The following is a 24,557-nucleotide window of genomic DNA, read 5'->3' on the forward strand; positions in this document are numbered from 1 at the left end:
GGGGTCTCCGCCGACCTTGGCGCGAACGGCGGGACCGCGCAACCGCGTTCCGGACGGGGGCGGGCACCGGCGCGAGGGGCCCCGCGCCGGTGGCGGGCCGGCCGCGTGACCGCCGACGTCCTTCAGCGAACCGGTTTCCGGCGGGCGAGCGCCGCCAGCGCGTCGCCGGACGGGCCGTCCAGGGGGGTGTAGACCTCCAGCCGGTGATCGGGGCTGTCGGGCTGGAGCCACACCTGGTAGGCGACGCCGACGGAACCGACGACCGGGTGCCGCAGACGCATGTCGCCGGTCGTGCAGTCGGCGACCTCACCGCCCGCCCACAGGGCGGCGAACCGGTCGTCGTGCATGGTCAGTTCGCCGATCAGGCCCGCGAGGCGGGCGTCGCCGGGGAACCGGCCGGCGGTGAGCCGCAGGTAGGCGACGTGGACGCGGGCGAGTTCGTCCCAGTTGCGGTGGAGCTCGCGGGTGAGGGGGTCCAGGAAGAACATCCGGGGGATCGAGGGACGGGTCCCGGCGCTCTCCGGGGCGGCGAAGTCGAGGTGCTCGGCGAAGAGGGCGTGACCGGTGCGGTTCCAGGCGAGGACGTCCCCGCGGCGGCCGAGGACGATCGCCGGGGTCGCCTCGGCCAGCGCGTCGAGGAGGGCGAGGACCCGGGGATGGGGCTCCTCCTCCGGGGGTTCGACGGGCACGGTGCGGGGCGGCCGGCGCGCGAGGTTGTGGAGGTGCGCGGTCTCCACCGGGTCCAGCTCCAGCACGCGGGCGAGGGCGCCGAGGACCTGCTCGGAGACGCCGTCGGCCAGGCCCTGCTCCAGCCGCGTGTAGTACCCGGCGCTCACCCCGGCGAGCTGGGCGAGCTCCTCGCGGCGCAGCCCGGGCACCCGCCGCGCGGTCCCGTAGGTCCGCAGCCCGATCCGCTCGGGGGTGACCCGGTCACGCCGGTTCTTCAGAAACGCTCCGAGGCTCTCCACCCCTGGCAGGCTAGTCGGCGGCGGCCCGACGAGGGTGCACCCGCCGGGTGTACCCACAGCGGGTATCTGGTGGGGGGCGGGCGGCCCGCCCGAACGTGGTGGGCATGAAGCGACCCACGTCGACGTCCCCCTCGTCCCCCTCGTCCCCCTCGTCGGGCTCCCCCGCCGGCTCCCCCGGCAGGGGCCCCGGAGGCTCCCCGGCCGGTGTCCGGGCCCGGCTCGGCCTCCTGGTCGTCCTCGGTCCGGTCCTGCTCGTCTCGATGGACGGCTCCGTGCTCTTCCTGGCGATGCCCCGCGTCGGGCAGGCGCTCGCGCCCACCGCCGACCAGGCGCTGTGGATCCTGGACGTGTACGGCTTCGCCGTGGGCTCGCTGCTCGTCGCGGCCGGGAACCTCGGTGACCGGTACGGCCGCCTCCGGCTCCTCCGGGCGGGCGCGGCCCTCTTCGGCGCCGCTTCGGCGGCCGCGGCGTTCGCCCCCTCGGCGGAGCTGCTGATCGCCGCCCGGGCCGCGATGGGCGTCGCGGGGGCCACGCTCCTCCCGTCGGCGCTCGCGGTGCTCGGCGAACTGTTCCCCGACCCGAGGCGGCGGGCGCGGGCGATCGGCGTGTTCGCGGCGGCTTTCGCGGCGGGCTTCGCCCTCGGCCCCGTCCTCGGCGGCGTGCTCCTGGAGCGCTTCTGGTGGGGCGCGGTGTTCCTGGTCAACCTCCCCGTGGTGGTCCTGTTCCTGGCCCTGGCGCCCGTCCTCCTCACCGAGACGCGTCCGGCGGTCCGCCCGGGCCGTGTCGATCCGCCCAGTGTGGTGGCCTCGGCCGTCGGGCTCCTGCTCACGATCTACGCCCTCAAGCACGCCGCCGCCGGCGGGGCGACCGTGCCGGCGCTCCTGGCCGGGCTCGCGGGCGCGGCCGTGCTGACCTGGTTCGGACTCCGCCAACGGCGGCTGGAGCACCCGCTCGTGGACTTCTCCCTGTTCCGCGACCGGACCTTCGCCCTGGCGGTGGCGACCGGCCTGCTGCCCCTGGCCGCCTGGTCGGCGACCGCCTATCTCACCGGCGTCCACCTCCAGTCGGTCCTCGGCCTGCCGGTCCTGGAGGCGGCGTTCCTCGCGCTCCCGGGCGCCGTGGTCCTGACCGTCACCTGTGTCGTCACCCCGGCCGTCGTCGACCGCGTCGGCAAGCGCGCCGCCCTGCTCGGCTGCCACTTCTCGATCGCCGGCGGGCTCCTCCTGCTCCTGCCGACCACGGTCGGCGGCGGTGTCGGCTGGTACGTCGCCGCCACGGCGGTCTCCGGAGTCGGCTACGGCATCTCCTTCGCCGTCGTCGCCGACACGGCCGTCGGGGCGGTGCCGCCGGAACGGGCGGGCGCGGCCGGGGCGATCGCCGAGACGAGCAACGAACTCGGCAACGCCCTGGGCATCGCGCTCCTCGGTGCGCTCGCGGCCCTGCTCTTCCGCCTCCAGGGTCCGGGCCTCGCCCCCACCCTGGACGAGACCCTCGGCCTGCCCGCCCTGTCGGCGGCGGCGGCGGGCGAGGCCAGGTCGGCCTTCGTGACGGGTCTGCACGCGGTCGCGGCGGTGGCCGCCGCACTGCACCTCGCACTGGGCCTGCTCACCCTCCGCACCCTGCCCTCCGGTACTAGGACGTCGGCTCCCCGCACGAGGCGAACCTCGCGGCGTCCTTCTTCGCGAACGTCTCCAGCGCGAGGGTCTCGGTGACGACCCCGGAACCCCGCCGCACGCGCACGCTCACGGTGCCCAGGGTCAGGTCGGGGAACTCGACGGCGTGGACGGAGCGCCGTCCGTCGGCCATGACGCCGACGTCCTTCACCCGGACCGGGACCCCGTCGCAGGTGACGGACTCCACCGTCTCGTGCTCGGCGCCGAAGACGACGTTCCAGCCGGTGGCCATCATGCGCACCAGCGGGACGAGCCGCGGTTCCTTCCCCACCGGAGGCGTGTGCGGACGCGTGAAGCACGCCACGCTCGTCACGCCGACGCCCGTCGCGGTGCCGTGACAGAACCGTCCGTCCGAGGACTCCCAGACGAAGAGCGCCCCGCCGGTCGACTCCGCCGCCACCAACAGCCCTTCGGGGCCGGGCGCGTCGCGGCCCGTGGCGGCGGCCGTCATCCGCTCCCGCGCGGCGGCGACGGCGTCGTCGACGGTCGGCGGCGCGGGGCTCGCGGACGTGCTCGCCGCGCCCTTTCCCGCCGCCGTCGCCGTCGCCGTCGCCGCCGGACGCTCCGGGCCCGCGCAGGACGCCGCCGCCAGCACGACGCATCCCATGACCGCGGCGACCGCCGTTCTCCGCGTCATCCGCATCCCCTCCCCCTTCGTTCCCTGCCGCACAGGACGGCCGTCCCGCCGCTCCGGTTCCGCGGCGGCGGGCGGTCAGCGGAAGGCCGGCAGGTGGCGGGCCGCCCACGCTTCGAAGGGGGCCGCGGGGCGGCCGAGGACGGTCGCCACGTCGGGGCTGACCCTCCGCTCCTCGGGGAGCGGGCGTCCGAGGATGTCCAGGGTGCCGTGGACGACCTCCTCCGGCATGAACCGCGCCAGGTGGGCGTGGGCCTCGGCGCGGGACAGCTCCACGAAGGCGACGTCCTCGCCGAGCGCCTCCGCGAGGATCTCGGTCTGCCGGCGCGGGCTGACCGCCTCGGGTCCGGTGAGCTCGTACGTGCGGCCCGCGTGGCCGTCCTCGCGCAGCGCCGCCGCGGCGACGGCCGCGATGTCCGCCGGGTCGACGACCGGCAGGGCCACGTCCCCGAAGGGCGCGAGGACGGTACGCCGGGTGCGGACGGTCTCGGCCCAGGCGAAGGCGTTCGAGGCGAAGCCGCCGGGGCGCAGCACCGTGAAGTCGAGCCCGGAGGAGCGGACGGCGCCCTCGAACTCCCGCAGGCGGGCGTGCGAGACGGCGTCGGGCCGGGTCGCGCCGGCCTGTGAGGAGACGAGGACGATCCGTTCGACCCCGGCGTCGCGCGCGGCGCCGACGAGGACGGCCGGGTCCTCGCCCCGGCTGTTGAGTTCACCGGCGAGCAGGAGGAAGAGGGCGCGCGCCCCGTCGGCCGCGGACCGGAGCCCCTCCGCGGTACCGATGTCGGCCCGGACCCACTCGACGCCGTCCGTCGCGCCCGCGCCCGGGTCGGCCCGCCGCGACACGGCCCTGACCTTCTCGCCCGCCCCGGCCAGCAGTTCCACCAGCGTCCGGCCGATGTTGCCGGTCGCACCGGTCACCGTGATCATCTTGAACCCCCGAAGCGTCGCCGTTCTTTTAGTTAGCCGACTGACTAACTGAATCGACCGTAGCATGCGGCCACCCGGGCCTGTCTATAGTCAGTCGGGTGACCAACTCAGTGAGCCGGCGCGAGCAGGCGACCCAGAAGCGCCGACGCCTGACGGCGGCGGCCGCCCGCGTCCTGCACGAGCAGGGGGTCGAACGGACCACGCTCGCGGACATCGCGCGCGAGGCGGACGTTCCGGTCGGGAACGTCTACTACTACTTCAAGACCAAGGACGAGCTGGTCCAGGCCGCCCTCTCCGAGCACACCGCGCGCCTGGACGAGCTGACCGCCCGCCTGGACGAACTCGCCGACCCGCGCGACCGCCTCAGGGCCCTGGTGGGGGGCTGGATCGAGCAGCGCGACACCGCCGCGCGCTTCGGCTGCCCCACCGGCACGCTCGCCGTCGAACTGGACAAGCGCGCCGACGGCACCCTGGACGTCGAGGCCGGTACGGTCATCCGCCGCCTCCTGGACTGGGCCGCCCACCAGTTCCGCGCCCTGGCGCTGCCCCACCCCGAGGACCTGGCACTCACCCTCGTCGCCGGCTACCAGGGCATGTCCCTGATGGCCAACGCCCTCCGCGACCCGTCCGTCATGACCCGCGAAGGCGCCCGCATCCTCGCCTGGCTCGACTCCCTCCCGGTCGCACCCACCGACTGACGAGGCGTCACCCCGACCGGCGACCCGCCACGGGCGCGCCCTTCGGTCACGCGCGCCCGGGGTCCTCCCTCAGGAGCCATTCCCTCACGGAGGGGACGTGACCGAGGAGCCGCGCGACCTCCCTGCCCTCGGCGCGCGACGTCACCCGCGACAAGGGGGCGAAGTCGTCGGGCAGCACGTCCAGCCAGCCCACCACGTGTTCTCCCGTGCGCAGGGCGATCAGCAGCTCGCACCGCAACTGCCGCGGGATGTCGGGCCGGTGGGACAGGCTGTTCCAGAGGGCGGGCCACAGGTAGTGGGTTCCCCCGGGCGCCGCGTGGGCGCGCAGCAGCGCCGGGTCGAGGCGCGAGTTCAGGCGGAGCTCGTACGCCCGCTCCTCGAGCGCGAGCAGGGAGGCGGTGTCGACGGCCTTCACCTCGCGGGGGACGGGCTGCTCGCTGATCATCACCCCATCCTGCCCGACCCGGGTCCGGCGTCAGGCGGCGGAGGGCAGGTTGCGGGCGAGGAGGGCGAGGAGGCGGTCCCAGTGGAGCCGGCGGCCGGCGGGATGCAGGGCGTCCGTGTCGGCCATGGTGAAGCCGTGGACGGTGCCGGGGTAGATCTCGACGGTGGAGCGCACACCGGCCGCGGAGAAGGCGTCTTCGAGCGTGGCGATCGCCTCGGGCGCCATGTCGTTCCCGGAGAGCCCGAGATGGACCTCGGCGGCGAGTGCGGGGATGCCCAGGTGCGGGCTGTCGGGCGCGTCGGTGACGAGGAAGCCGGGGTGGAAGCCCGCGACGGCGGCGACCACGTCGGGGTACGCCGTCCCGGCGCGCAGCGCCAGCGCGCCTCCGATGCAGTAGCCGACGACGCCCACCGGCCCGGGAGCGGTCTCGGGCCGGCCGGTCAGGAACTCCAGGTGGGCACCGGCATCGCGCACGATCCGCTCGGTGACGAGCGCCTCCTCCAGGAAGGGCAGCAGCCGCTCGACGACGGCGGGCCGGATCTCCGCCCCGATGTGCGCCGGCAGGTCGATCACGGGTGCCGGTCCCTGGCGGTAGTAGAGGTGGGGCACGACGACGTGGTACCCGTGGCCGGCCAGTTCACGGGCCCGCTCCTCCAGCTCGGGACGGACGCCGAACGCGTCGCCGTAGAGCAGGACCCCGGGGTGCCGCCGACCGTCGTCGGGGCGGGCGACGAAGGCGTCGGCCACCCCGTCGGGGGTGGGGATCGGCAGGGTCGTGGACGAGAGGGCGGACGTGGTGGAGATGGCGGGGCCTTCCTTCCGGTTCGCGGTCGCGGGGCGGGGCGTGGGGGCGGCCGCGTGCGTCGCGCACGCACTCCCCACCGCCGGGTCGGCGTTAGTGTCACTAACGCCGACCCGGCGAAGCTATAGCGTTAGTCCCACTAACACAAGGGATAGGATCACGCCATGACCCGACCCGAAGCGGCCGCCCTCCCCGGCGCCTCCGACACGCCCCCCGACCGCCTGGCGCAGCGCGCGAGCCGCCTCCTGTCGCAGCTCGCCACCCGCTCGGACCGTCTGGTCAACGAGGGGCTGGCCGAAGTCGACGCGCGCAAGTGGCACTACGCCGTGTTGGCCTCCCTGGCGGACCAGGGCCCCGCGAGCCAGGCCGCGTTGAGCGGGCGCACCGGCATCTACCGCAGCGACATGGTCGGTGTGCTCAAGGAACTGGCCGCGCGCCGGCTCGTCGACCGGTCACCGGACCCCGCCGACCAGCGGCGCAACCTCGTCACCCTGTCCTCCGAGGGCCGCCGGCGGCTCCGCCGCCTCGACCGGATCCTGGACGAGGTCCACGACGAACTGCTCGCCCCCCTCGATCCGGCCGAACGCGACCAGCTGGTCGGCCTCCTCACCCGCCTCCTCCAGCCGCGCCACCCCGAGGCCCCGCCCTCCCCGTAGCCCCGGCGTCGGGGTGGTGACGGCTGTCCTCGCCCCGTGCTCCCGACCTCAGCGGCCGACTTCTACGACGGACCGGCCGACGACCACCACCTGATCCACGCGGACCGGGACGCGAGCGTCCGCAGCCAGGGGAGCGCGCCGCACGCGCCCGTCGGCCGGGAGGACGCGGCGGTCCTCGACCGCGCGTGCGGCATCGGCACCCAGGCGCTCGGGCCGGCCCCGCACGGACACCTGGTCACCGCCACCGACCTCAACCCGCGGGCGCCCGCCCGCGCCGCGCGCGAGGCCCGGGCCTGGAGGCGCGTACGGCCGCCGCCGACACGCGGCCCCTCCCCTTCGCCGACGGCCGGTTCGACGTCGTCGTCCGCGCCGACAACTCGCCACGGACGCCGGATCCACCGCCCCGGCCTGGCGGGCCCCGGACGAGACGGGCTTCTTCCAGCCCCCTTCTCCTGGCCCGCGCCCCCTCGTGACCGACCCGGCGCCGGTCACTCCGTGCCCGGGCCCGTCGCGTACGCCAGCGGCGGGGCGATCGCCTGGGCGTCCGCGCCCTCGGCCACCCACAGGCCGATGAAGAGCGCGGCCGTCGCTTCGAGCAGCCCCGCCCGGTCGAGGCCGCCGCCCACCACGGGCTCGCAGCCGGCGTCCCGTACGAGGGTGTGGACGCGCGCCAGGGCCGTCTCGTCGTCACCGCAGACGGGGACGGCGAGGGGGCGGCCGTCGAAGACGGGCGGACGCATGCGCCACACGTCCTCGTGGCAGAGGTTGAACGCCTTCACCACGTGGGCCTCCGGGGCCGCGTCCGCCAGGAGCCGCGCCGCGGAGGGCCCGCCCCCGGTCAGGAGCCGGAAGCCGGGCCCGACCGGGTTCGAGCAGTCGATCAGCGTCCTCCCGGCGAGGGCCGGACGCAGCTCCCGCACCACCTCCGCTCCCGCGCCGAACGGCAGCGCGGCCAGCACCACCTCGCCGGACGCGGCCGCCGCCTCCGGCGAGCCGGACCCGGCGCCGCCGCCGATCCGCTCCGCGAGCCGCCGGGCCTTCTCCGCGTCCCGGCCGCCGATGGTCACCCGGTGCCCGGCGCGCGCCCAGTGGGTGGCGAGCGCGTCGGCCATGTTGCCCGTTCCCAGTACACCGATCTTCATGGCGTGTTCCGTCCTCTCGTCGTCCGGCGGGCCTTCCCGACCGGCTCTCGTTCCGACGCTAGAAGGCCCGTCGGGCACCATGTGGTACGTGACCACCGACCCGTTCCTCGCCGACTGCCGCGCCCGCCTCGCCTTCGACCTCCTGTCCAACACCTGGAACGCCGTGGTGCTGTGGGCCCTGCGCGACGGCCCCCTGCGCCCGGTCGAACTGCGGGAGCGGATCGGGGGGATCAGCTCCAAGGTCCTCACCGAGACCCTGCGGCGGCTCCAGTTCAACGGCCTGGTCGACCGGCACCCGGAGCCCGGCGCGCCGCCCCGCGTGACCTACGAACTCACGTCTCTGGGAAGGACGTTGCTGGCACCCATCGACGCCTTCGGCGCCTGGGCCTTCGAGCACGGCGACGAGGTCATGGCCGCCCAGGAGGCCGCCCGGCCCTCCGGGCCGGAGGAGTGACGGACTCCACCGACCGCGCGGCGAGGCGGGCGGCGGAACACGGCCGCACGGCCCGAGGGGCGCGGACAGCGGGCCGAGGGAACCTTTTCGCGGCTGCGGACACTTGTCTGCGTGGAGGGGGAACCGAACCAACGGATCCGGGCGGGTGACCGCGACGCCTTCGCCGAGCTCTTCGCCGAGCTCTTCGACGGGCACGCGCGCGGAGTCCACGCCTACGCCGTGCGGCTCACGGGCGACTGGGCGCTCGCCGAGGACATCATGTCGCTCACCTTCCTGGAGGCGTGGAAGCAGCGGAAGAAGCTGGGCGACGAGGTCGGCGACGTACGGGCCTGGCTGCTGGGGGTCGCCACGAACGTGGCGCGCAACACCGCCCGCGCCGCCCGGCGCCACCGGGACGAGGAGCTCGACGAAGTACGGCGGGAGGTACCGGACTTCCCGGTTCCCCGCCTCGGGGAGGAGCGGCGGCTGGAACGGCGGCGGCACCTGCTCGGGCGGGAGCGGGCCCGCCGGCCCGTGCCGCGGCGGCGGTACGCCGTCGTGCTGGGCGCCGCCGCGGCGGTCTGCGCGCGGGTGGCGGGCAGTGTGGTGCTCACGCGCCAGACCGTGCCGGGCCCGCCGCCGGCCACGGCGGCGGCGGTCTCGTTCCTCGAACGCGCCGCGCTGGCGGCCGCCGCGGAACCCCCGGAGCCGGCCCGGGCGGACCAGTACGTCTACGTCCGGGTCGTGGGCCACACGACGGTCCTCTCCGAGAACGCCGACGGCGGCATGGACCGCACCCTTCAGCGCGAGGACGGGGAGTCGTGGACCCCCGTGGACGGTTCCCGCCCGACGTTCCGCCGCGAGGACGGGGCCGGAGAACCGGTCGAGGAAGGGGTCGGCGAGCGAGATCCCGCGGATCCGGGCGGTCCGGGCGCGGGGAGCTTCGCCTCCCCGACGTACGCCTTCGCGGCGGCGCTGCCGAGCGATCCCGACGCCCTGCTGACGATGCTCCTCGCGGACGCGTTGCGGCACCACGGACCGGGAAGCGGGTCCACGGCGGGGCCGGCCCAGCAGGCGTTCGTCGCCGTCGGCGACCTGCTCCGCGGCGCGTTCACCCCCCGGCGACGACGGCCGCGCTCTTCCGGGCGGCGGCCCGCATCCCCGGCGTGGTCGTCCTCCCCTCCGCCGTCGACGCGGCGGGGCGCGGCGGGATGGCCGTGGCCCGCGTCCACGACGGCGAGCGCTCCGAGTGGATCTTCGACGCCGCGACGGCCCGCTACCTCGGCGAGCGCACGGTCCTCACCGAGGCGGGCCCCTGGGGCGGGAGCGGGACCGTCGTCACGTCCGTGGCGGTCGTCGGGCACGGGATCGTCGACGAGGCCGGTCGGCTCCCGCGGCCCGTGGCGGGCCGGTAGGCAGGCGGGAGCCGCTGATCTACGCTGCCCGTCATGATCGCGAAACTGCAGTGCGTGGTGCTGGACTGTCCGGACGCCGGGGAGCTGTCGCGGTTCTACCGGGCCCTCCTCGGCGGGGTGGTGGACCGGCCCGACCCCCGGTGGTCGCTGGACGACGACTGGTCCACGCTCCACACCGAGGGTGGTCTCGTCCTCGCCTTCCAGCGGGTGGCGGACCACCGGCCGCCGCGCTGGCCGGACCCCGGCCGTCCCCAGCAGTTCCACCTCGATCTGGGTGTCGAGGACCTGGACCGGGCCCAGGCGGAAGCCCTCGCCCAGGGCGCGACGCTGCTCGACGCCGGTGACGGGAAGCGCGGTTGGCGCGTGCTCGCGGACCCGGCGGGGCACCCGTTCTGCCTGGTGCGGGACTGAACCCGGGGCGAGCGGCCAGGGGCCGGGGCGCACCACCCCGACCGCCGAGGCGCCCCTTCGCCCCCGACTCCCCTTACAGCGAGGAGATACGAACACATGGACGTCGAGAGCGCCGTCGCCGCACGGGTCGTGGAGGACGCCTGGCGGCGTGTCCTCGACTGGCTGGGGCTGCACGCGCCGGGCTCCCACGCCGCGCTCCTCGACGGCGCGGATCCGGAGCGGATCGACGCCCTGGAGGCGGAGCTCGGCGTCCGGGTCCCCGTGGAGCTGCGCGCCCTGTGGCTGCTGACGGCCGGCGACGGCGGCGTGGCGGGCGCGGGCTGTCTGCCGGGCAACGAGGCGCTGATGTCCCTGGACGCCGTCGCCGCCGTCCACCGCCTGCGGAGCGGGTTCCAGGAGCGGCAGGAGGCCCTGGACGCGCTCCGCCCGGACCCGGACGGGTTCGTCGCGTGGCGGACGTCGTGGCTGCCGGTCGTCTCGCACGGCGCGGCGGACCACACCTCAGGCTGGTACCTGGACACCGAGTCCGGGTACCTGGGCCGCTGGTCCCGCCACCACGAGGGGCAGCCGGAGGAGCTGGACACCCTGGGCACGTACCTGGAGGAGGTCGCCGACATGCTGGAGGCCCCGTCCCTGGCGACACGGGACACGCCCGGCCTGGTGGGTGACGCGCTGGTGTGGGGCAGCCGGCTCGACCCCGCGCGGGAGGGCGCGTGGCGCCCCCTGGCGGAGTGACCCCGGTCCCGCTCGGCCGCCCGGTGTCCGGGGTCAGAGCGGCTTGCGCCACACGGAGACGTGCTTCACGGAGTCCTGGGTGAACGGGGTCCCGTCCCAGTCGGCGACGCGGCGCTCGGGTTCGAGCCCGGCGATCCGTGCCATCAGGTCGAGCTCCGCCGGCCAGGCGTACCGGTGCCGGGAGTTCTCGCGGCGGTAGCGGCCGTCGTCCTCGCGGGTGAGGTGGTGCGAGACGAGGACCTGCTCGACCAGGTCGAAGGTGTCGAAGCCGAAGTGCCGCTCGGAGACGTCGAACGGCACCGCGAGCCGGCCGGGCGGCAGGAACCGCAGCGGCGGCACGCCCAGTTCGATGACGAACCGGCCGCCGGGCGCCAGATGGCGTGCGGCGTTGCGGAAGCACGCGACCTGCTCGTCCTGCGTGAGCAGGTTCGTGATCGTGTTGTAGACGAGATAGACCAGGCTGAACTCCCCGGGGACGACGGTGGTGGCCATGTCCCCGATCACCACCGGAAGGGTGTCCGCGTCGGTCTTGCGCCGCAGCACCGCCGCCATGTGCTCGGACAGTTCGATGCCCACGACGGGCACGCCGCGCTCCCGGAGCGGCACTCCCACGCGTCCGGTCCCGATGGCGAACTCCAGTGCCCGGCCGTCTCCGGCGAGTGCGGCGAGGAAGTCCAGGGTCGGTCCGAGGAAGGCGGCCGAGGACGTCTCGGCCTCTTCGGTGTCGTAGCGGTCGGCGGTCTCACGGGTCCACAGTTCGCTGCTCGTCACGATCGGCCACTCTGCCCCGTGCCGACGGCGGCCGTCGACGCATTTACGCCTTCCGGCGACGCCGTGGCACCTGCTCGGCCCCGCCCTCCCCAGGCGCGTCGGCCGGTCGTGGCCGGATCACCCGGTACCCCTCGCGCCGGGGCGGTGGCAGGATGCGCGGGCACCTCGACAGCCTCGCCGAACCGGAGCGTTTCCCATGAGCCGCCTCTCCGCAGCATCCTCCACGGACTGGCGCGGGCCGTACGTCCGGTACGTCGCCGGGCGGGGCGTGTCCACCGCGGGGACGAACCTGGTCAACGTCGTCCTGGCGTTCGCGGTGCTCGGCACGGGCGCCGGCGGGGTCTCCGCCGGGCTGGTCCTGGCGTGCTCGATCCTGACGCAGACGGTGCTGCTGCCGGTGGGCGGCGTGCTCGCCGACCGCGTGTCGCGCCGGCGGCTCGCGACGGCCGGGAACGGCGCCCTCGCCGTCGTCCAGGCGGTCATGGGCGCGGTCCTGGTCGCCGCGCCCGAGCGGTCGGCCGTCTGGATGTTCGCGGTCGCCGCCGCCCTCACCGGCGCGGCGACGGCCGGCGTCCAGCCGGCCTTCCAGGGGCTCATGGTCCAGCTCGTCCCGGCGACGGCCCTCCAGAAGGCCAACGCCTCGCTGCGTCTCGTGCTCAACCTGGCCCGCATCGCGGTCCCCGGGCTCGGCTCGTTGCTGGGCGCGGTGTACGGCTTCGGCCAGGTCCTCCTCGTCGCGGCGGCCTCCTTCGCGGCCTGCGCGCTGATCCTGGCGGGCCTGCGGGTGGCCGCCCCCGTCCGCGGGAGCGGGCGCGCTCCGCTGCTGCGCGGCGGCCGTGAGGGGTGGCGGGCCGTCGCCGACCGTCCCTGGATGTGGGGCTACGCGCTGTCGGGCACCGTCGCCGTGCCCCTGTGGCTGGCCGGTTACCAGCTGCTCGGCCCCCTGACCCTGTCGGCGCGGGAGGGCGGGGCGGCGTCCTGGGGCTGGGCGGTGTCCGCCTTCTCGACGGGCATGGTCCTCGGTTCGCTCGTCGCCCTCCGCTGGAGCCCGCGCCGCCTCATGCTGGCGTGCGTCCTGGTCCAGCTGGTGTGGCCGCTGCCCCTGGCCGTACTGGCCGGAAACCACTCCCTCCCGCTCCTCCTGGGCGCCATGCTGGTCAGCGGGCTGAGCCTCGAACTCGCCGTGGTCTTCTTCGAGACGGCCAAGCAGCAGCAGGTCCCCGAGCGTCTCATCGGGCGCGTCACCTCCCTGATCATGCTCGGTGAGACCGCCCTCGTCCCCCTGGGCTACGTCCTCGCCGGCACCGTCGCGGACCGGCTGGGCCCGTCCCGGGTGCTGTGGATCTGCTGCGCCGGCATCACCGCCGCCACGCTGGTCCTCCTCCTCGTCCCCGGCGTCCGCCGGCTGACGGCCGTGACGGAGCCGGAGGAGGACGGCGAGAAGGAGCGGATCGCCGCCTGAACGGCCGCTCCGGGGCGGGGCGGCGGTGACGAGTTCTGGACAGGAAGCGGCGATTCCGCATGGGGGGCGCGAGAGCGGGGAGCCATGCGGTGTCCCTCGTCCTCCCTCGTCACCCGCCCGTGAGGAGCAGCCATGACCTTTCCGTTCCCGTCACCGCCCCCGCCCGACGAGCCCGTGTTCAGCGCCGACTTCGGGTCGTCCGCGCAGTGGGTCGCCGGGCGTTCGTGGGCCTATCCCGGCGGTGGGCCGGTGAACCCGCTCGACAACAAGCTCGATCATCTGGTGGACGATCCCGCGTACTGCCGTTCCGGGGTCTTCCGGGCGACCCGGCGCAGGGACGGGCTGTGGGACAGCGGGCTGCTCACGACGGAGGGGAGCGCCGAGGGCTTCGAGGTGCGGGCGGGCGACGTGCTGGAGGCACGGGTGCGGCTGCCGGTGGAGACGGGGGCCTGGCCGGCGATCTGGACGTGGCGTGACGGCGGGCAGGAGATCGACGTCTTCGAGTACCACCCGGACAACCCCGACCTGCTGGAGCTCTCCAACCGGGTGCGGAGCACCCACCACTACCACCGGTCGCCCGACATCCGGCCCGGCGGCTGGGTGGACCTGCGGACCGAGTTCGGGGCGCGGTCCGTGGTCTGGTGGGTGAACGGCTCCCGGGTGTTCGCGGACGGGCGGGGCGTCGGGCGGTCCTGGCACGCCTGTCTGATCGTCAACCTGTCGGTCTGCGCGGGCCGTTATCACCCGGCGCCCGATCCGGAGACCGACGCGATGGACTTCGAGGTGTCGGAGCTGCGGGTGTTCCGGGGACGCCGCTGACCCGGGCGGCGGACGGTGCGCCCGGGGCGGGCGTCGCGTGCGGCCCTGACGCGCTCCGCGCCCCGGGCCGTCGCGTCGCGTTCAGCGCTCGACGGGCTCCATGCCCCGGGCCGCCGCGAGCTTCGACGCCTCGTCGCCGGCGAGGAGGTCGAGGGCCGCCCGGGCGCGGTCCGGTTCGGTCGTGGAGGCGAGGACGGCGGCGCCGAAGACGGAGGTGATGGCCGTGTCGCCGGGCAGCGGACCGAGGACGGTGACGCCGGGGAGGTCCATGAGTTCGCTGAGCTGCTGGAAGGCCAGGTCGGCGCGGCCGGAGGACAGCAGGCTGCCGGCGGGGACGCCGGGCGGTGCCTGGACGAGGCGGTCGGCGAGGGTTTCGGCGAGGCCGAGGCGGTCGAGCAGGTCGAGCAGGGCCGTACCGCTGGGGCCGGTGGAGTAGGCGATGCCCGTCGCCGAGGTCAGGGCGGCGCGCAGGGCGTCGACGCTGTCGAGGGCGGGCGCCGGTGCGCCGTCCGGGACGGCGGCGACGACCTGGGAGATCCACAGGGGGCGGGCCGTCCCGGGGAGGAGGTGGCCCTCCCGCTCCAGGGCGGCGAGCGCTCCGGCGGCGAGGACGAGCAGGTCGGCCTCGGCACCCTCGCGGACACGGCGGGCGACCTCCACGCCGCCGGCCGACTCGAAGCGTACGGGCGTCCCGTGGGCGAGCCGGAGGTGCTCGCACAGGTCGGCGAGTATCGGCCGGGTCGCCATCGAGGACAGCCCCACGAGTTCTCGGTGCACGTCGACTCCTCGGTCGTGATGTCGGTGGGGAAGGCGGGAGGGAGGGGTTCGGCACGCTCGGCCCGGTGGCTCGACGCCGGTCTGCGAGACTGGCGGCGTGAGCACGACCCGGAGCACGGCCGCAGGAAAAGTACTGGAGGTCCTCGCGGCCTTCGACCGCGAGCACCCCGCGCAGACACTATCGGAGATCGCCCAGCGCACCGGGCTGGCCCTGAGCACGGCGCACCGGGTGGTGCGGGAGCTGGCCGAGTGGGGCGCGCTGGAGCGGGGCGAGGACGGGTCGTGGCACGTCGGCCTGCGGCTCTGGGAGATCGCCTCGGGATGCCCCCGGACGCAGATCCTGCGGGACGTGGCGCTGCCGTTCATGCAGGACCTGTACGAGGCGACCCACGAGAACGTGCAGCTCGCGGTGCGGGAGGGCACCGAGCTGGTGTTCGTGGAGCGGATCGCCGGGCACCGGTCGGTGGAGCTGCTGACCGGGGTCGGGACGCGCTTCCCGGTGGGGTCGACGGGGATGGGGCGGGTGCTGCTCGCGCACGCGCCGCGGGACATCCAGGAGGAGGTCCTGGGCGCTCCGCAGCGGGCCTGGACCCCGCACACCGTGACCGATCCGAAGACGCTGCGGACGCAGCTGGACCGGATCCGGCGCGAGCGGGTCTTCGTCAGCGACCGGCAGTTGTCGGAGAGCACCGTGGCGGTGGCGACGCCGGTGCGGATCGGGCGGTCGGGGCCGGTGAGCGCGGCGCTCGGCATCGTCTTCACGGCGCAGGGCGCGGGCCGGGCGCACACGCTGCGCGAGCCGCTGCTGCGGGCCGCGTACGGCATCTCCGACGAACTCGGCAGGCGGACGCGGACGACGCGGTGAGAAACGGACCGGCTTCCGCCTGACGGAAACACCGCAGACCAGGGCCTGGGCAGGCTGACAGCGTTCGACCCGTTCGAAACGTTCACAGCTGCTTGGGAGATGCCATGGCCGACACCCCCGTCGACTCGGTCGTCTCGGTTCCGGTCGCGGTGGTCGGCGCGGGGCCGGCGGGCCTCATGCTGGCGCACCGGCTCGGCCGCGCCGGGATCGAGACGATCTCCGTCGACACCCGCACGCGTCACGAGATCGAGACGACCCAGCGGGCCGGGATCCTGGAGGCCGACTCGGCCCGGGACCTGGTCGACACCGGGGTCTCGGACCGGATCCTGCGGGAGGGGTACGAGCACGAGGGCGTCGAGCTGCGGTCGGCCGGGCGCGCGTACCGCGTCGACTTCAAGGAGCTCGTCGGCGCGTCCGTGTGGCTGTACCCGCAGACCGACGTCTTCGTCGACCTGGCGGACGCCCGCGAACGCGACGGCGGCACCGTCCACTTCGGCGTCCGCGACACCGAGGTCCTCGACGTCACGACGGACGCGCCCCGGGTGCGCTACACCGCGCCCGACGGCAGCCGGCACGAGATCCGGGCGCGGTACGTCGTCGGCGCGGACGGCTCGCGGAGCATGTGCCGCGACCTGGTGCCGGAGGACCGGCGGGTGCGGTACGGCAAGGAGTACCCCTTCGCCTGGTTCGGGATCCTGGCCGAGGCGCCGATGAGCGCGCCCGAGCTGGTCTACGCCCACTCCGAGCACGGCTTCGCGCTGATCAGCCAGCGCACCGAGGCCGTGCAGCGCATGTACTTCCAGTGCGCCCCCGACGAGTCCGTCGACGCCTGGTCCGACGACCGGATCTGGGAGACCCTCCAGGCGCGGGTGGCCGGCGAGGACGGCTTCCGGCTGAAGGAGGGGCCGATCACCGAGAAGACGGTGCTGCGGTTCCGCTCCTTCGTGCAGGAGCCGATGCGCTGGGGTTCGCTGCTGCTCGCCGGTGACGCCGCGCACACCGTGCCGCCTACCGGGGCCCGCGGGCTCAACCTGGCGCTGCACGACGTGAAGGTGCTCGCCGACGTGCTGACGCGGGCGCTCGGCCCGGAGGGCGGGGCCGCGCTGGAGGAGTACCAGCCGCGGGCGCTCCAGCGGGTCTGGCGGGCGCAGAACTTCTCGTACTGGATGACCCGGCTGCTCCACACGGCGCCCGGCGCCTCCGCGTTCGACCTGCGGCGTCAGCTCGGCGAGCTGGAGAACGTGGTGGGGACGCGCGCCGGACGCGCCTACCTGGCCGAGCAGTACACCGGCTGGCCCACCCGGGACCACTGACCCCCGCCGACCCGACGCACACGAGGCTTCCATGATCATCGACTGTCACGGTCACTTCACCACCGCCCCGCCGCAGCTCGCCGAGTGGCGGGACCGGCAGATCGCCGCCTCCGAGGGCCGCGGCCCGGTCCCGGACCCCGCCGAACTGGTCATCACCGACGACGACCTGCGCGCGGCGATCGAGGGCAACCAGCTGCGGCTGATGGACGAGCGCGGCAGCGACCTCACGATCTTCTCGCCGCGCGCCAGCTTCATGGCCCACCACCTCGGCGACTTCGCCGTCTCCTCGGTGTGGGCGCGGATCTGCAACGACCTGGTGCACCGGGTCGCCGGCCTCCACCCCGACCGGTTCGCCATGGGCGCGATGCTGCCGCAGTCGCCGGGCGTCGACCCCGCGACCTGCCTGCCCGAGCTGACCCGCGCGGTCGAGGAGCTGGGCGCGGTCACAGTGAACCTCAACCCGGACCCGTCGGGCGGCCGGTGGACCGCGCCGCCGCTGACCGACCGAAGCTGGTACCCGCTGTACGAGGCGATGGTCGCCTACGACATCCCGGCGATGATCCACGTCTCCACCTCCTGCAACCCGGCCTTCCACACGACCGGCGCGCACTACCTGAACGCCGACACCACGGCCTTCATGCAGCTGCTCCAGGGCGACCTCTTCGCCGACTTCCCGACGCTCCGGTTCGTGGTCCCGCACGGCGGCGGCGCCGTCCCGTACCACTGGGGACGGTTCCGGGGCCTGGCGATGGCGCTCGGCCGGCCGGACCCGGAGGCGCTGCTCGACAACGTCTTCTTCGACACCTGCGTCTACCACCAGCCGGGCATCGACCTGCTGACCCGGGTGGTCCCGAGCCGGTCCGTCCTCTTCGCCAGCGAGATGATCGGCGCGGTCCGCGACATCGACCCGCGCACCGGCCACCACTTCGACGACACGAAGCGGTACGTCGACGCCACCCCGCACCTGTCGGACGAGGAGCGCGCCGCCGTCTACTCCGGCAACGCCCTGCGCGTCTACCCCCGCCTCGCCGCCCGCCTCGCCGCGGCCGGCCGCTGACCCCCGCCCTCCAGGAGAAGCAACATGGAACACACCGAGATCGGCGTCGTCCACACGAAGATCGACCGGGCGGACCCGGCGGCCGTCGCCGAGCTGGCGAAGTACGGCGTCGCGACCGTCCACGAGGCCATGGGCCGGGTCGGCCTGATGCGCCCCTACCTGCGCCCGGTCTACCCGAAGGCCCGGATGTGCGGCACGGCCGTGACCGTGCTCCTCCAGCCCGGCGACAACTGGATGCTGCACGTCGCCGCCGAGCAGATCCAGGACGGCGACGTCGTCGTCGCCGCCTGCACCACGGAGAGCGAGGACGGCTTCTTCGGCGAGCTGCTCGCCACCTCCTTCCGCGCCCGGGGCTGCGCCGGCCTGGTCATCGACGGCGGTGTCCGCGACGTCACCGACCTGGAGGGGATGGACTTCCCCGTCTTCTCCCGCGCCGTGAACGCCAAGGGCACGGTCAAGGCCACCCTCGGCTCGGTCAACGTGCCGGTGGTCTGCGGCAACGCCCTGGTCCGCCCCGGTGACGTGGTCGTCGCGGACGCCGACGGCGTCGTCGTGGTGCCGCGCGAGCGGGCCGCCGAGGTGGCCGCCGCGTCGGCCGCCCGCGAGGCGAACGAGGAGGGCAAGCGCGCGCAGTTCCGCGCGGGGAAGCTCGGCCTGGACCTGTACGGCATGCGCGGCCCGCTGGCCGAGCTCGGACTGCGGTACGAGGACTGACGATGACCGGTTTCGAGAAGACCCCCGGCTGGCTGGACTGGTACGCCGGTCCGAGCCGTCCGGAGTTCCGGCTCCCCGAGGGCGCCGTCGACGCGCACTGCCACGTCTTCGGCCCGGGCGAGGAGTTCCCGTACGCCCCGGAGCGGAAGTACACGCCGTGCGACGCGTCCAAGGACCAGCTGTTCGCGCTCCGCGACCACCTCGGCCTCACCCGCAACGTGGTGGTGCAGGCGACCTGCCACGGCGCCGACAACACCGCCATGGTGGACGCCCTGCGCGCCTCCGGCGGGCGGGCCAGGGGCGTGGCGACGCTGCGGCGCGACGTGACGGACGCCGAGGTGCGCGAGCTCCACGAGGCGGGCGTGCGCGGGGTGCGGTTCAACTTCGTCCGGCGGCTGGTGGACGCGGCACCGCAGCAGGACCTGCTGGACATCGTGGAGCGGATCGCGCCGTACGGCTGGCACGTGGTCGTCTACTTCGAGGCGGCCGACCTGCCCGACCTGCGGGACTTCTTCCTGTCGATCCCGGTGCCCCTGGTCATCGACCACATGGGCCGCCCGGACACCGCGAAGGACCCGGACGGGCCCGACTTCGAGGCCTTCCTCGACTTCCTGCGCGCCCGCCCCGACATCTGGTGCAAGGTGACGTGCCCGGAGCGGCTGACGGTGAGCGGCCCGCCGGCCCTGGACGGGGAGCGCCGGGCGTACCGCGACGTCGTGCCCTTCGCCCGGCGGGTGGTCGAGGAGTTCCCCGACCGGGTGCTGTGGGGCACGGACTGGCCGCACCCCAACCTCACCGACCACATGCCCGACGACGGACTGCTCGTCGACTTCGTCCCGCACATCGCGCCCACGCCGGAGCTCCGGCGCCGGCTGCTCGTGGACAACCCGACGCGCCTGTACTGGCCCGAAGCCGACTGAACGCCCCCCGAACCACCACCGATTGGAGTGCCGGCATGGCGCTGGACAAGACCTACAAACTGGTTCCGGGGACGACCATCTTCGACTCCGAGCAGTCGGCGAAGGGCTACCACCTCAACCAGTTCTGCATGTCGCTGATGACGGCGGAGAACCGGGCGGCCTACCTCGCCGACGAGCGCGCCTACCTGGACGCCTGGCCGCTGCGGGAGGAGCAGAGGCGGGCGCTGCTCGACCGCGACCTGAACGCCGCGATGCGCGAGGGCGGCAACATCTACTTCCTCGCCAAGTGGGGTGCCACGCTGGGCTTCTCGTTCCAGCAGATGGCGGGCTCGATGACCGGCATGACCGAGGAGGAGTACCGCGCCATGATGGTCGGCGGCGGCCGCTCCGTCGAGGGCAACCGCATCGACCACGCCGTCCTCGAAGCCGCCCACGCGCCCGGGGCGGCCGCCGGGCACGCCGCGATCACCGGCGCCGTATTCACCTCGCACGTCCCCGCCATCGGCGCGGCCCTCGACCACGGCAAGACCGAAGAGCCCTACTGGCGGCCGGTGTTCGAGGGGTACGAGTACGCCAAGGCGTGGGAGCGGGAGAACGTCCCCGACGTGGTCTTCCTGGTCTACAACGACCACGCCAGCGCCTTCGACCAGTCGCTGGTCCCGACCTTCGTGCTCGGCACCGGCACCTCCTACCCGGTCGCCGACGAGGGGTACGGGCCCCGCCCCGTGCCGGACGTCGAGGGCGACCCGGACCTGGCCGCGCACATCGCGCACTCCCTCATCCGGGACGACTTCGACCTCACCCTCGCCAACGAGATGGCCGTCGACCACGGGCTGACCGTCCCGCTGTCGCTCATGTTCGGCGACGTCGAGAAGTGGCCGTGCAGGATCATCCCGTTCCACGTCAACGTCGTGCAGTACCCGGTGCCGTCCGGCGCCCGCTGCTTCGCACTGGGCCGGGCGCTGCGCAAGGCGATCGAGTCGTACGACCGGCCGCTCAAGGTGCAGGTGTGGGGCACCGGCGGCATGAGCCACCAGCTCCAGGGCCCGCGCGCCGGCCTGATCAACCGCGAGTGGGACAACGCCTTCCTGGACCGGCTGGTCGAGGACCCGGCCGGACTGGCCCGGGTCCCCCACCTGGAGTACGTCGAGGAGGCCGGCTCCGAGGGCATCGAGCTGGTCATGTGGCTGATCGCGCGCGGCGCGCTGAGCGACGTCGACGGTTCCGGCGAGGTCGAGGTCAAGCACCGCTTCTACCATGTCCCGGCGTCCAACACCGCCGTCGGACACCTGATCCTGGAAAACCGACCCCGGGCCGAAGAGCCCGCCGTGAAGGAGTGACATGACTGACGACCGGACCCTTCGGATCGCCCTGGCCGGCGGCGGCGCCTTCGGCGCCAAGCACGCGGCCGCGCTGAAGCGGATCGAGGGCGTCGAGGTGGCCGCCGTCGTGAGCAGCAGCCTCGAACGCGCCCAGAAGTTCGCCGCCGAACACGGCATCGGCCACGCCGCCGGCTCCCTGGACGAGGTGCTGGCCATGGACGACATCGACGCCGTAGTCCTCGCCACGCCCACCCAGATGCACGCCTCCCAGACGCTGGCCTGCCTGGAGGCGGGCAAGCACGTGCAGGTCGAGATCCCGCTCGCCGACTCGCTGGCCGACGCCGAGGCGTGCGTGGCGGCGCAGGAGCGCGCCGGCCTCGTCGCGATGGTGGGCCACACCCGCCGTTTCAACCCCAGCCACCAGTGGATCAAGCGGCGCGTCGACGCGGGCGAGTTCTCCCTCCAGCAGATGGACGTGCAGACCTACTTCTTCCGCCGGAAGAACCTCAACGCGCTCGGCCAGCCCCGCTCCTGGACCGACCACCTGCTGTGGCACCACGCCGCGCACACCGTCGACCTCTTCGCCCACCAGGCCGGCTCGCCGATCGTGCAGGCCCACGCGATCCAGGGGCCGGTCCACCCGGAGCTGGGCATCGCGATGGACATGTCGATCCAGCTGCGGGCGGCGAACGGCGCGATCTGCACCCTGTCGCTGTCCTTCAACAACGACGGCCCGCTCGGCACCTTCTTCCGCTACATCGGCGACACCGGCACCTACCTCGCCCGGTACGACGACCTGTACACCGGCAAGGACGAGCCGATCGACGTCAGCGGCGTCGACGTGTCGATGGACGGCATCGAGCTCCAGGACCGCGAGTTCGTCGCCGCGATCCGCGAGGGACGCGAGCCGAACTCCTCCGTCGCGCAGGTGCTGGCGTGCTACCGCACGCTCGCGGCCCTGGAGGAGCAGCTGAACGCGGTCGCCGCCCCGTGAGCGCGGTGACGCCCGCCGGCGCGGGGCCCGCCCCGCGCCGTCTCGGGCCCTTCGAGGTGCCGGCGGTCGGCCTGGGCTGCATGAACCTCAGCCACGCGTACGGCGCCCCACCGACGCCGGAGGCGGCCGAACGGCTGCTCCTGACGGCGGTCGAGGAGGGCGTCACGCACTTCGACACGGCCGCGCTGTACGGCTTCGGCGCCAACGAGGAGCTGGTCGGCCGGGTGCTCGCCGGCCACCGCGACCGGATCGTGCTGGCCAGCAAGTGCGGGATGACCGGGGTCGACGGGAAGCGGGTGATCGACGGCCGCCCGGAGACGATCCGGCGCACCGCCGACGAGGCGCTGGCCCGGCTGCGGACCGACGTCATCGACCTGTACTACCTGCACCGGCTGGACCGGAAGGTCCCGGTCGAGGAGAGCGTCGGCGCCATGGCCGAGCTGGTCACGGCCGGCAAGGTGCGCGCGCTCGGGCTCTCCGAGGTGTCGGCCGCGACGCTGCGGCGGGCGCACGCCGTCCACCCGATCGCGGCGCTGCAGAACGAGTACAGCCTGTGGACGCGCAACCCCGAGGAGGGGACGCTGGCGGCCACCCGCGAACTCGGCGTCGCCCTGGTGGCGTTCAGCCCGCTGGCCCGGGGCGTCCTCACCGACGCTCCCCCGGACCCGCCGGCCCTGCCCACCGGCGACATCCGCCGGGGCATGCCCCGCTTCGACGCCCGCCACTACCCCGCCAACCTCGCCCGCAGGGCCGAACTGGCGAAGCTGGCGGAGGAGGCGGGCATCGGCCTGGCGCCGCTGGCGCTGGCCTGGGTGGTGTCCCGGGGCCCGCACGTCGTGGCGCTGCCCGGCACCCGGTCCGTCGGCCATCTGAGGGAGAACCTGTCCGTGCTCGCCCTGGACGTCCCGCGCGACGTCCTGGACGCGGCCGGCCGGGTGCTGGACGCGACGACGGTGCACGGGCCGCGCTACAACGAGGCGACGCTCGCCGAGATCGACACCGAGCGGTGCGGCCGGGCGGGCTGACGACGGACCGGGGCCGGGGCGGGACGCGTCCCCGCCCCGGCCGCTCAAATGTGGCTCAAGTCGCTTGTGGCGGACCTCCGGTGGCGGGCAGGGTCGAAGACGCCATCGACCCATGGCGTTACGGGGGATTCTCATGACCACGCAGAACACGAAGATCGCGAACGTCCGGAAGCACGGCGGGCGCCTGGCGGCCGTCTGCGCGCTGGCCGCGCTGCTCGCGGGCACGGCCGCCTGCACGTCCGACGACGACGCCCGCCCCGCGGCGACGCAGCGTCCCACCGGGGCGGCGAAGAGCACGGTGTCCACGGCGTGCGCGGACGGCACCTTCGTCTGGATCAACGTCGAGCAGCGGGACGTCCTGACGGGCGTGGCGGACCCGCAGACGCTCGGCAAGGGCGGTGGGCGGCTGACGAACCCGATGCGGAGCCTGCACACCCCGCGGACGGACACGACGACGGAGACGGGGCCGAAGGTCGACGCCGCCGCTGCGCTGCGCTCGCTGGGCCGGCACGTCGGAGGAGCGGGCGAGGACGCGGTCTTCTCCGAGGTGGGCCGGTCCGCACCGGGGGTCGAGGGGCGCCCGACGAGCCTCGACGGTCCCGGCACCATCGTCGAGTACGCCTTCGTGCGCGAGGTCGTCGCCGACTTCCGCTACACCTGCCCGGACGCCCGCGCCTCCACGGGGCGCGCCACCAGCTGGATGGTCGACGGCACGGGCCTCCTGGACTGCGACGAGCCGGTGAAGTCCCTGGAGGACAGCCGTCCGGCCCAGGCGGCGGCCCGGCTCTCCTGCCGCCCGGACGCCCCAGCCGTGAAGGGCTGACGGCGGCGCACGGTGGCGCGGCGACCCGCGCTCGGGCATGATCATCCGCATGGTCTCGATGGTGCAGAACGTGGCGGTCGACTGTGCGGACGCCTATGAACTGGCGCGGTTCTGGAGCGCGGTGACGGGCGGCCCGCTGCACCCGGACGACGCACCGGGCTCCCGGGAGACGCAGGTCCTGCTCCCCGAGGGCCCGGTGCTGTACTTCAACGAGGTCCCGGAGCCGAAGACGGTCAAGAACCGGATCCACCTGTGCCTGCGCCCGACGGCCTCGCGCGACGCCGAGATCGAGCGGCTGCTGGGCCTCGGGGCCACCCTGGTCGGCGACCTCCGGGAGCCGGACGGCGCGGGCTGGGCCGTCCTGGCGGACCCCGAGGGCAACGAGTTCTGCGTGCTGCGCGGCGACTCCGACCGCGCGTCGGCCGGTTAGCCGCTCGGACGGGAGCACGTGCGCGGTTCGAGGTGCCGCTTCACCGTCCAGCCCTCCGTGCCGGGGCGCAGTCCCGAGCGGGAGCGGGCGTCGAGGCTGATCCGGTACCAGTCCCCCGCCTCCCGCTCCACCGTGACCCGGTCGCCGGGCCCGAGCACGCCGAGGGATCTTCGGGAGGCGCTCGGCCCGGTGCGCAGGTGCACCGGGCCGTCGGCCTCGTAGCCGCAGGGTTCGAGCCGCTCCGGCGCGGCGGGCGCCGGGGCGAGGGCCGCCAGGAACACGGCGGTCAGCGTCACCCCGAGCATCGTCGTCATCTTCATGCCCGG

28 protein-coding genes are annotated in these 24,557 nt (G+C 74.5%); 19 read left to right on the forward strand and 9 right to left on the reverse strand.

The genetic code is table 11. The annotated features are described in order from the left end of the window. Positions 1-122: 122 nt before the first annotated feature. Positions 123-968 carry a helix-turn-helix transcriptional regulator gene (locus IE321_RS00420; protein WP_043222264.1) on the reverse strand — a complete coding sequence of 282 codons (846 nt, stop codon included), beginning with the start codon at positions 966-968 and terminating at the stop codon, positions 123-125. A 260-nt stretch (positions 969-1,228) separates the two neighbouring features. Here IE321_RS00420 and IE321_RS00425 point away from each other — a divergent pair, with 260 nt between their 5' ends. Beyond that, positions 1,229-2,680 carry an MFS transporter gene (locus IE321_RS00425; RefSeq protein ID WP_190221416.1) on the forward strand — a complete coding sequence of 484 codons (1,452 nt, stop codon included), beginning with the start codon at positions 1,229-1,231 and terminating at the stop codon, positions 2,678-2,680. Here the strand turns inward: IE321_RS00425 and IE321_RS00430 are convergent. Next, a complete protein-coding gene (locus tag IE321_RS00430; RefSeq protein ID WP_190221270.1) occupies positions 2,601-3,278 on the reverse strand; it encodes a hypothetical protein in 678 nt (225 codons plus the stop codon). The two genes, IE321_RS00425 and IE321_RS00430, sit on opposite strands and share 80 nt — an antisense overlap. Positions 3,279-3,353: 75 nt before the next feature. Beyond that, positions 3,354-4,202 (reverse strand): SDR family oxidoreductase, encoded by an 849-nt coding sequence (locus IE321_RS00435; RefSeq protein ID WP_190221271.1) that lies wholly within the window; start codon positions 4,200-4,202, stop codon positions 3,354-3,356. A gap of 98 nt (positions 4,203-4,300) precedes the next feature. Between IE321_RS00435 and IE321_RS00440 the strand changes: the two genes are divergently transcribed. Continuing rightward, a complete protein-coding gene (locus IE321_RS00440) occupies positions 4,301-4,900 on the forward strand; it encodes a TetR/AcrR family transcriptional regulator (RefSeq protein ID WP_190221272.1) in 600 nt (199 codons plus the stop codon). A gap of 46 nt (positions 4,901-4,946) precedes the next feature. On the opposite strand, the gene IE321_RS00445 is transcribed toward IE321_RS00440, so the two are convergent. Next, the gene (locus IE321_RS00445; RefSeq protein ID WP_190221273.1) at positions 4,947-5,345 is read right to left on the reverse strand and encodes a hypothetical protein; all 399 of its coding nucleotides are present in this window, start codon (positions 5,343-5,345) and stop codon (positions 4,947-4,949) included. 30 nt (positions 5,346-5,375) lie between these two features. Beyond that, positions 5,376-6,116 carry a dienelactone hydrolase family protein gene (locus IE321_RS00450; protein WP_226652524.1) on the reverse strand — a complete coding sequence of 247 codons (741 nt, stop codon included), beginning with the start codon at positions 6,114-6,116 and terminating at the stop codon, positions 5,376-5,378. 195 nt (positions 6,117-6,311) lie between these two features. On the opposite strand from IE321_RS00450, the gene IE321_RS00455 reads away from it, so the two are divergent. Next, complete coding sequence (locus tag IE321_RS00455) at positions 6,312-6,803, forward strand: MarR family winged helix-turn-helix transcriptional regulator (RefSeq protein ID WP_190221274.1); 492 nt, start codon at positions 6,312-6,314, stop codon at positions 6,801-6,803. Positions 6,804-7,291: 488 nt separating this feature from the next. Here IE321_RS00455 and IE321_RS00460 read toward each other — a convergent pair whose 3' ends face one another. Beyond that, complete coding sequence (locus IE321_RS00460; RefSeq protein WP_190221275.1) at positions 7,292-7,945, reverse strand: NADPH-dependent F420 reductase; 654 nt, start codon at positions 7,943-7,945, stop codon at positions 7,292-7,294. A gap of 88 nt (positions 7,946-8,033) precedes the next feature. Here IE321_RS00460 and IE321_RS00465 point away from each other — a divergent pair, with 88 nt between their 5' ends. The 4 genes from IE321_RS00465 (at position 8,034) to IE321_RS00480 (ending at position 10,939) form a co-directional block, all read left to right on the forward strand. Further along, positions 8,034-8,399: a winged helix-turn-helix transcriptional regulator gene (locus IE321_RS00465; RefSeq protein ID WP_043222280.1), complete on the forward strand. Its 366-nt coding sequence runs from the start codon at positions 8,034-8,036 to the stop codon at positions 8,397-8,399. A gap of 111 nt (positions 8,400-8,510) precedes the next feature. Next, complete coding sequence (locus tag IE321_RS00470; RefSeq protein ID WP_190221276.1) at positions 8,511-9,830, forward strand: CU044_5270 family protein; 1,320 nt, start codon at positions 8,511-8,513, stop codon at positions 9,828-9,830. Beyond that, positions 9,827-10,204 (forward strand): VOC family protein, encoded by a 378-nt coding sequence (locus tag IE321_RS00475; protein ID WP_043222285.1) that lies wholly within the window; start codon positions 9,827-9,829, stop codon positions 10,202-10,204. Before IE321_RS00470 ends, IE321_RS00475 begins: the two co-directional genes overlap by 4 nt. A 96-nt stretch (positions 10,205-10,300) precedes the next feature. Further along, complete coding sequence (locus IE321_RS00480) at positions 10,301-10,939, forward strand: SMI1/KNR4 family protein (RefSeq protein ID WP_043222287.1); 639 nt, start codon at positions 10,301-10,303, stop codon at positions 10,937-10,939. 33 nt (positions 10,940-10,972) lie between these two features. On the opposite strand, the gene IE321_RS00485 is transcribed toward IE321_RS00480, so the two are convergent. Then, positions 10,973-11,710, reverse strand: a complete 738-nt coding sequence (locus IE321_RS00485) for a class I SAM-dependent DNA methyltransferase (protein ID WP_190221277.1) — start codon at positions 11,708-11,710, stop codon at positions 10,973-10,975. A gap of 196 nt (positions 11,711-11,906) precedes the next feature. Between IE321_RS00485 and IE321_RS00490 the strand changes: the two genes are divergently transcribed. Next, on the forward strand, positions 11,907-13,172 hold the full coding sequence (locus IE321_RS00490) for an MFS transporter (RefSeq protein WP_190221278.1): 1,266 nt from the start codon (positions 11,907-11,909) through the stop codon (positions 13,170-13,172). Positions 13,173-13,304: 132 nt separating this feature from the next. Beyond that, positions 13,305-13,991, forward strand: coding sequence for a LamG domain-containing protein (locus IE321_RS00495; protein ID WP_190221279.1), 687 nt, complete (start codon positions 13,305-13,307; stop codon positions 13,989-13,991). Positions 13,992-14,072: 81 nt separating this feature from the next. On the opposite strand, the gene IE321_RS00500 is transcribed toward IE321_RS00495, so the two are convergent. Further along, positions 14,073-14,768 carry a substrate-binding domain-containing protein gene (locus IE321_RS00500; RefSeq protein ID WP_079021906.1) on the reverse strand — a complete coding sequence of 232 codons (696 nt, stop codon included), beginning with the start codon at positions 14,766-14,768 and terminating at the stop codon, positions 14,073-14,075. Positions 14,769-14,865: 97 nt separating this feature from the next. Here IE321_RS00500 and IE321_RS00505 point away from each other — a divergent pair, with 97 nt between their 5' ends. The 10 genes from IE321_RS00505 (at position 14,866) to IE321_RS00550 (ending at position 24,231) form a co-directional block, all read left to right on the forward strand. Continuing rightward, complete coding sequence (locus IE321_RS00505; protein ID WP_043222290.1) at positions 14,866-15,633, forward strand: IclR family transcriptional regulator; 768 nt, start codon at positions 14,866-14,868, stop codon at positions 15,631-15,633. Positions 15,634-15,737: 104 nt separating this feature from the next. Beyond that, complete coding sequence (locus IE321_RS00510) at positions 15,738-16,946, forward strand: 4-hydroxybenzoate 3-monooxygenase (protein ID WP_190221280.1); 1,209 nt, start codon at positions 15,738-15,740, stop codon at positions 16,944-16,946. 31 nt (positions 16,947-16,977) lie between these two features. After that, positions 16,978-18,003 carry an amidohydrolase family protein gene (locus IE321_RS00515; RefSeq protein ID WP_190221281.1) on the forward strand — a complete coding sequence of 342 codons (1,026 nt, stop codon included), beginning with the start codon at positions 16,978-16,980 and terminating at the stop codon, positions 18,001-18,003. Between the two features lie 24 nt (positions 18,004-18,027). Continuing rightward, entirely contained in the window at positions 18,028-18,717 is a 690-nt protein-coding gene (gene ligK / locus IE321_RS00520) for a 4-carboxy-4-hydroxy-2-oxoadipate aldolase/oxaloacetate decarboxylase (RefSeq protein WP_190221282.1), read from the forward strand. Between the two features lie 2 nt (positions 18,718-18,719). Next, positions 18,720-19,637 carry an amidohydrolase family protein gene (locus IE321_RS00525; RefSeq protein ID WP_190221283.1) on the forward strand — a complete coding sequence of 306 codons (918 nt, stop codon included), beginning with the start codon at positions 18,720-18,722 and terminating at the stop codon, positions 19,635-19,637. A gap of 35 nt (positions 19,638-19,672) precedes the next feature. Continuing rightward, the gene (ligA, locus tag IE321_RS00530; RefSeq protein WP_190221284.1) at positions 19,673-20,977 is read left to right on the forward strand and encodes a protocatechuate 4,5-dioxygenase subunit alpha; all 1,305 of its coding nucleotides are present in this window, start codon (positions 19,673-19,675) and stop codon (positions 20,975-20,977) included. 1 nt (position 20,978) lies between these two features. Further along, the gene (locus tag IE321_RS00535; protein WP_043222302.1) at positions 20,979-21,953 is read left to right on the forward strand and encodes a Gfo/Idh/MocA family oxidoreductase; all 975 of its coding nucleotides are present in this window, start codon (positions 20,979-20,981) and stop codon (positions 21,951-21,953) included. Continuing rightward, complete coding sequence (locus IE321_RS00540; protein WP_226652466.1) at positions 21,950-22,978, forward strand: aldo/keto reductase; 1,029 nt, start codon at positions 21,950-21,952, stop codon at positions 22,976-22,978. The genes IE321_RS00535 and IE321_RS00540 overlap by 4 nt, the downstream gene beginning before the upstream one ends. A 133-nt stretch (positions 22,979-23,111) precedes the next feature. After that, positions 23,112-23,801: a hypothetical protein gene (locus tag IE321_RS00545; RefSeq protein ID WP_190221285.1), complete on the forward strand. Its 690-nt coding sequence runs from the start codon at positions 23,112-23,114 to the stop codon at positions 23,799-23,801. 49 nt (positions 23,802-23,850) lie between these two features. Next, positions 23,851-24,231: a VOC family protein gene (locus IE321_RS00550; RefSeq protein WP_043222493.1), complete on the forward strand. Its 381-nt coding sequence runs from the start codon at positions 23,851-23,853 to the stop codon at positions 24,229-24,231. On the opposite strand, the gene IE321_RS00555 is transcribed toward IE321_RS00550, so the two are convergent. Continuing rightward, the gene (locus tag IE321_RS00555; RefSeq protein ID WP_190221286.1) at positions 24,228-24,551 is read right to left on the reverse strand and encodes an SH3 domain-containing protein; all 324 of its coding nucleotides are present in this window, start codon (positions 24,549-24,551) and stop codon (positions 24,228-24,230) included. The two genes, IE321_RS00550 and IE321_RS00555, sit on opposite strands and share 4 nt — an antisense overlap. Positions 24,552-24,557 lie beyond the last annotated feature (6 nt).

This window comes from Streptomyces hydrogenans (genome assembly GCF_014656075.1).
Lineage (GTDB): Bacteria > Actinomycetota > Actinomycetes > Streptomycetales > Streptomycetaceae > Streptomyces > Streptomyces hydrogenans.